Here is a 2,080-nt window from a genome sequence, read left to right as displayed (position 1 = left end):
GGTATCTTCTCATACACAAATGCCATAATTTTGTCTCCTTTTTATTTTTATAAATTATTTTTAGGCATAATCACAGCATCAGCATTTTTCTGGTGCTCTGATCAAGGCTAATTGTCATTATTCTACACGCGGTATAAAGTAAGGCTCAGAAATAAATTTAATTTCCACCTTCCTGACATATGTGCTATTATAACCATTTCCATATGCCTCAAATGCTTCCTTGATTAAATCCATTACTGCTTCCTTTTCAACTATAAGACTCTGAGGAACTTTTATACTGGTAATTTTCCACCAGACTTCAACACCAGTACTGTTACTGCCGCTTCCACCGCTGAAGGTCTCTAAAATAATTACTTTCTTTTTCCATACAAGCGCAAAAAATTCAGGAATTTCAGAGTGTTCATAACCTTGTCCCCCCAGTCCTGTCAAAAAGGCTTCCCTTTCACGGTTTATTGTCCATTTCCACGGTTTAATAGAATCATTTTGTGTAAATGGACTCTTAAAGTTAAATGAATTAAAAAAATCCTCATCCTGTTTTGATATTTTTTCATTTACAAATGCCATAGTCTCTTTTCTCCTTTTTATTTTTATAAATTATTTTTAACCATAATCACAGCATCAGCATTTTTCTGGTGCTCTGATTATGGTTACCGGTATTCCATTTTCAGCTCTCCAAGATTCCACATAATCAATTATGTCCCCAATAGCAGCCATTATTTGTTCACATCCCGGATAAACCAAGGTGAAGCTATATAATCAAAATTTACTTTTTTTACACAATCTCTTCGACCACCAGAACCTTCAGCATCAAGTCCTTCTTTTATTAGTTCTATCATTTCATCCTTATCTTTTAAAAGACTTTCTTTTGCTTCAATTTTTGTTATCTTCCATGATATTTCCACACCATCTGATAAACTCCCAACCCCATTGCGAAAAGTTTCTACTAAAACTACATTGTTTTTCCAAATCAGTGCATAAAATCTAGGTATTTCAGATTCGTAAAACCCTTGCCCTCCCAATGATACCAAGAAAACATCACGTTCTCTGTCAATTATCCACTTTGATGGTGCAATCGGCTTATTTTTTGTTAACGGACTTACTAAGTTGAAAGAATTTAACCTTTGCCTATCCGTTTCAGAAATTTTTTCATAAATAAATGCCATACTTTTTTCCCCTTTTCATTTATAAAAATTAAACCTCTATATTTTCATTAAGAAGCTGTTATAACCTCATTCAGTATTCCACATAATCAATTATATCCCCAATAGCAGCCATTATTTGTTCACCTCCCGGATAAACCACGGTGAAGCTATATAATCAAAATTTACTTTTGTAACAGAATCATTTTTACTTCTGGTAGCATATGCTGTTAAAGCCTCTTTTATCATATCCATCATTTCAGTATTATCCTTCAAGAAGCATTCAGGCGCTTCAATTCTTGTTATTTTCCAGTAAAAATCTGTATCAATAGCGTTATTCCCTATAGCCTTACTAAAAGTTTCAAGCATAATAATATTTTCGTTCCAAATCAATGCGTAAAACATTGGTATCTCACAGCCATAAATGCCTTGTCCTCCCAACCCAATCAAAACAGCATTTCGCTCGCGGTCTATAACCCATCTTCTTGAATTCAGTATTTCGTTTGTAACAGGATTCTTTAGGTTAAAAGAATTAAAATACTCTCTGTCGCCATATGCCTGAGTCAAAAAAGGTACTGCCTGAGCTATAGGGTTAGCACCGCTTGTGCCGGAAAAAGGCCTTCCCGTAAATCTTTCGATTACAGCAAGCTTTCCCGCATCAAAATTCGAACCGCGGCTTGCAGGCTCTATTTCATCGGCCCCCGTCCATTTGAGCAGAATTTTATCCAGCAGGGCAGCACGCTTTTCAGCATCCTTTTCAGCTGCAAAGCTTTCTACAAGTGCCTTCAGCTCCTTGCTTGAATCTTTTGCCATAGCCTGTCTGAGTGAATATACATTCCCCATTCCGTCTATATCCGGCAAAGCCGATATATCTTCGGCAATATCAACCTCGTCCGTTTTTTGCGCCACAGCATCGGCTGTATCCCTTGACAGCAGGAACT

General features: G+C 36.5%; 3 protein-coding genes. All 3 read right to left on the bottom strand.

Going from position 1 to position 2,080, the window contains the following annotated elements; genetic code table 11:
• Positions 1–117 precede the first annotated feature (117 nt).
• Complete coding sequence (locus tag LY28_RS18670; RefSeq protein WP_110463679.1) at positions 118–564, bottom strand: hypothetical protein; 447 nt, start codon at positions 562–564, stop codon at positions 118–120.
• A 149-nt stretch (positions 565–713) separates the two neighbouring features.
• Positions 714–1,163, bottom strand: a complete 450-nt coding sequence (locus LY28_RS18665; protein WP_110463678.1) for a hypothetical protein — start codon at positions 1,161–1,163, stop codon at positions 714–716.
• 111 nt (positions 1,164–1,274) lie between these two features.
• Positions 1,275–2,080 (bottom strand): hypothetical protein (locus tag LY28_RS19300; RefSeq protein ID WP_207658148.1); only part of this gene is annotated, 806 nt, incomplete at its 5' end.

Origin of the sequence: Ruminiclostridium sufflavum DSM 19573, from assembly GCF_003208175.1 — a bacterium.
Lineage (GTDB): Bacteria > Bacillota > Clostridia > Acetivibrionales > DSM-1351 > Ruminiclostridium > Ruminiclostridium sufflavum.
The sequence above is the reverse complement of the archived record's forward strand: the minus strand, read 5'-3'. Positions and strand labels throughout refer to the sequence as shown.